Genomic DNA, 4,645 nt, shown 5'->3' on the forward strand with positions numbered 1-4,645 from the left:
AAGCGCACCGCCCGGGTGCTGGTGCGGGCCCGCTGACAACGAAGGCTGCGGGCTGCTCGCCGGTTTCCTCGGATTCTGCGGACGTTCGGTACCCCTTTCGGCGTAGCGTCATGGTGGCGTAACGTCAGGGTATGGATGACCGCAGCGTTCTCCCCACGGACGTTCTCGACGAGCTGTTCAGCCTCGACCCCCAGGTGAGCCCGCTTGGCGAGCTAGCCGGGTTCGGGGATTCCGGCGACTGTACCAACGACGGCTGCACCGGCAGCTGCGTCGGCTGCTCCTGATCGCACCCACGACCTGGGCGAGCGGACGGGACGTGGCTGTGCCACGTGGGCCCTTCACCGTGTCAACTGTGGTGGCGGGGCTCGCTCGCATCCCCCTTCTACCCGCACACCTTCTTTCGGCCACGAGCGATCGGGGCGAGGCGCTGCTGGCCGAGGGGGTGTTCCTGGCGTCACGCCAGGCCAGCGCCGCCGCTGACACGGCCCGGCGTGCGGTGACCCTGCGCGGCTATGACCTGCGTGCCCGCTGGCGGCCTACGCCCATGGGGGTCTTCGCCGGGGTCGCTACGGCGTCCTTCCTTCCGAGCCCAGCAGTGGAGTTGAGCGCGGGCGTTCGGCACCGGGCCCGTAGCCGTCCGAGTGCAACATGGCTGACTGGTGTCGCTGCGATGGTCGTCGGCGACCCCGCCGTCCTGCCCAGGCTCACCCTGCACGCCAACAACCTGGCCATACACCGCGGCCGCCTGCTCGAAGGTGAACTACCAGGATTCGGCGGCGGGACGGGACCGTCAAGGATCACCATCAGGGCGACCGACGCCACCACGACGATCATGCGGCTCTGCGTGACAGGAATCAACGGCGCGGAGCTGCTAACCGAACTGGCTGGCCGGTGGCCCGGGACGCCAGCGAGTACCGTCGAGGCCGCCGTGCTCGGGATGGTCCGCACGGGGTTCCTCCTGACCGACCTGCTCCCGGCGAACCTATCCGACGATCCCCTCACGCATCTGTCCGCCCGCCTCCCTGACGACCACCATCTGCACCGGCAGTTGCGGCGCCTTCAGGAGGCGTTGGCCGCCGCCGACTACCTGGAGCCTGGAGCCCCGGCTCGGCTGGAGGCGCTTCATGCGGCCAGGGACGTCGCGGATGCGATCTGCTTCCAGGAACGTCCCCTGACCGTCGATGTCGCCGCCGACGCCACGATCGCTCTCCCGCTGTCGCTGGCGCAGGACGCCTGCGAGGCCGCCGGGGTGCTGTGGCTGGTCGGCGGCAGCCGGGACCCGCTGACCGGCTTCCACGATCGGTTCCTGGACAGGTACGGCGTCCACCGGCGGGTGCCGCTCCTGGATGCCGTCGACCCCGCCGTCGGCCTCGGCCTCGACCTCGACCGTGGACCCGGCCACGAAGACGAGTCCCCGGCGGACCGCGCAGCGGCCCTGTCCCGGCTCTACCACCAGGCGCTCACCGCTGGCGGCGACGAGGTGGTGCTCAATGACGGCGACATCAAGGCGCTGAGGGTTCCCGGTGGGGAGCTGCCGCCACGGACCGCGGAGATCTACGTGCGGGTCGTGGCGGACAGTGAGACCGACCGGCAGGTGGGCCGGTTCACACTCGCGGTCTGCCCGCGCAGCGGCTCCCAGGACGCCGGATCCACCGCGGGCCGGTTCACCGGTCTGCTCCCTGACCTGAAGGCCGGCACCGATCACGACCCGCACGCCCTGGTCGCCGAACTCCTCATCGCACCCCGAAGCGCCACCGCCGCTTCCCTGGCGATCCCGACCGGCCTGGCGGACGCGAACATCCCCGTCGGCATCCCCGCCGGTGAAGGGAGCCTGCCGCTCGACGACCTGATGCTTGCCTCCAACGGACGGCACCTGACGGTGTGGTCTGCCCGCCATGACCGGCGGGTGGTTCCCATCCTGTACTCCCGCGTGGCACCCGGGCTTCTACCTCCGCTGGCACGTTTCCTCCAGCTCGCCGGACGCGCGGGCACCCGGCCGTGGCGCGCCTGGTCGTGGGGGCTGCTGGACGACGCTCCCTTCCAGCCGCGAGTCATCCACCGCGGCGTCGTCCTGGCCCCCGCCCGCTGGGTGCTCCCCCCGAATCTCTGCGCGGCCGCCCACTCCCCGACCTGGGACGAAGCCGTCCAGGCGTGGGCGGTCGCTGCCAGGCCGCGCCCGCCCGCCGTGGTGGTCACCGATGACGCGGACCGACGCATTCCCCTCGACCTGCGCCGGTCCGACGACCGAGCGCTTCTGGGCCGTCACGTCCGGCAAGGACTCCATGCGGTCACCGAACCACCCGGAGGCCACGACGCCATCCAGGATGTGGTTCCCAGCCCCGACGGGAACCACATCCTGGAACTCACCATCCCCCTCGCCCGCCGCGAAACAGCTCCCTCCTCCTTCTCGCTGGTACACGCACCGAGCCCGGCTCGGCGGACCGGGCAGGGCCTGTACCTGCCCGGCACCTCCTGGCTGTCGCTGGCGATCCGCAGTCCGGTCCGCTGCCAGGACGAACTCCTCGCTGAACTCGCCGCCCTCACCGAGCAGCACGCCCACGACGTCGACCGCTGGTTCTGGCTGCGCTACACCACCTCAAGCCACGGCCCGCACCTTCGAGCCCGCTTCCACGGCCGCCCAGATCTGCTCACGGCTAACCTGTTGCCCGCCTTGTCTGCCTGGTCGGCGACGACGATCACGCGGCGGCTGTCGGGAGGATTCACCGTCGAACCCTATGAACAGGAAACCGAACGGTATGGCGGGCCCGGGGCGATCGGCGCCGCCGAACGCGCCTTTGCCGCCGACAGCCACCTGGTCATCAACGCCCTTGCCGCCACCCGCGACGGTGATCACAGGCGCCTCATCGCGGCGCTGTGCGCCGCCGCCATCGCCGACACGGTTGCAGACCGCGACTCGGCCGCGCTGGGCAGAAGCCGCCTCGACCGGGACTCCCGGCGGCATCTGGCAGCTCTGAGGCCACAGGTCCGAGCCGCCTACCGCGACCCTGCACACGCCCTTCGGGCCCATCCGGCCTGGAATGCCTGGCAGACTGCGCTACTGGCCTACCGGGACCTCCTCACACCAGAGCGACGACCCGGTTGCGCCTCCGTGCTGATCCACCTGCACGCCAACCGACTCCTCGGCGGCACCCGCGACGAACCCCAGGTCCGCGTCTTGGCCACCGATCTGCTCCGGCTTCCCACATGATCAGCGCGAGCGAGATGGCGCTCATGGTCGGGCATCGGCTCCAGCCGGCCGCGAGCGTCACCTCGGCCGTCCCGTTGCGGTCCCAGGCATCCCTTGCTCACGGCCTGGCCGGAACAGCCCTCCTGCACGCCCGCCTGTCAGTCGCGGAGCCGGTGTTCACGGCGTACGCCGCCGAGCATTGGGCCACGGCCGCCGACCTGCTCAAAGGGGCCAGGTCGACCGGGCCGGGCGTCTTCGGTGACCGAGGTGGCCTCGCCGCGTCTCTGATCATCGGGTCCACGCTGCTGCCCGACCCCAGCCGGCACCTGCCCGCCGCAGCACGCGCCACCCAGTGGCTGTCGGGCGGTGCCCTCGAACTCGCCCAGGCCAAGGGCACGTCAACCTGGGCGTTCTATGACGTCATCAACGGGCTGGCCGGTATCGGCCGAGTCCTGCTCACAGCCCACACGAGCGGACAGACCGTCGGCGAACCCGGGCTCCTCGCCGCGCTGCACGCACTGACTCACCTGCTCACGCCCGGACCGGGTACCCGGCCACGCTGGTGGATCCCAGCCGACCGACACCCACCAACAGCGGCAATCCACCCATCCGGAGCAGCGACCACCGGAATGGCACACGGAGTCGCCGGCCCCTTGGCGTTCCTGGCCGTGGCCCACGCCACCGGCCACACCGTCCCCGGCCAGACCACCGCGATCAGGTACGCAGCCGAATGGCTGATCACCTGGCGCATCCCCGGAAGCCACCGCTGGCCCCCCACCATCACCGGCGACCAACTCGACGGACGAACCACCCCTCTCACCCCAGGCAGAACCGACGCCTGGTGCTACGGCACGCCTGGCATCGGCAGAGCCCTCACCCTCGCCGGACACGCCCTCACCGACCCAGCGATCACTGCGACCGGCATCGCCGCCACCTGCTCCCTCACCGACCGCCCGCCCTGCCAATGGGACACCGAAGGCCTCGCTCTGTGCCACGGCACCTCCGGGGTACTCCAGAGCGCCTTCACTACCAGCCCGGCGACCACGAAGTCAGCTGCCGACTGCATCGCCACCACCTTCGACAAGGACCGGCCCTTCGGATTCACCGACCAACCCGGCCTTCTCACCGGCGCTGCCGGCACGGCCCTCGCCCTCGCCGACCATGACCAGATCCCCACTACGACCGCTGCACGCTGGGACAGCATTCTCCTGCTCTCCTGACAGCGGCTGGACACAGTGGTGCTGGCAGCGGTCGGGGCCGGACATCGCTGTGGCCCCACCCGCGGGATCCCGCCTGACGGCGCAGAACCGTTGTCTAAGCAACTATAGGATGGCTTTTGTGAACAGTGGCAACAGTGTTCACGGAAGCTTGTGCGTTGGAGGATCGCCCTGAACTGCCGCCGCCGTGAACCGGGACGAGCAGGACAAGCTGACAGCTGCCGCGATCACGCGGCTGGCT

General features: G+C 70.5%; 3 protein-coding genes. All 3 read left to right on the forward strand.

Annotated elements, in window-relative coordinates; genetic code table 11:
• The first annotated feature begins 131 nt into the window (after positions 1–131).
• From U9977_RS25825 to U9977_RS25835, 3 genes are read left to right on the forward strand one after another with little or no spacing between them, the layout of a single operon-like run.
• Positions 132–284 (forward strand): hypothetical protein, encoded by a 153-nt coding sequence (locus tag U9977_RS25825; RefSeq protein WP_322751886.1) that lies wholly within the window; start codon positions 132–134, stop codon positions 282–284.
• Positions 285–316: 32 nt separating this feature from the next.
• Positions 317–3,208: a lantibiotic dehydratase gene (locus U9977_RS25830; protein WP_322751887.1), complete on the forward strand. Its 2,892-nt coding sequence runs from the start codon at positions 317–319 to the stop codon at positions 3,206–3,208.
• Positions 3,205–4,407 (forward strand): lanthionine synthetase C family protein, encoded by a 1,203-nt coding sequence (locus tag U9977_RS25835; RefSeq protein WP_322751888.1) that lies wholly within the window; start codon positions 3,205–3,207, stop codon positions 4,405–4,407. Before U9977_RS25830 ends, U9977_RS25835 begins: the two co-directional genes overlap by 4 nt.
• The last annotated feature ends 238 nt before the right edge of the window (positions 4,408–4,645 follow it).

This window comes from Protofrankia sp. Cas8, assembly GCF_963555845.1.
Taxonomy (GTDB): domain Bacteria; phylum Actinomycetota; class Actinomycetes; order Frankiales; family Frankiaceae; genus Protofrankia.

Bases quoted from the DNA above. Each gene is read 5' to 3' on its own strand.
- U9977_RS25825 (WP_322751886.1), top strand. From the start codon at position 132: ATGGATGACCGCAGCGTTCTCCCCACGGACGTTCTCGACGAGCTGTTC.
- U9977_RS25835 (WP_322751888.1), top strand. From the start codon at position 3,205: ATGATCAGCGCGAGCGAGATGGCGCTCATGGTCGGGCATCGGCTCCAG.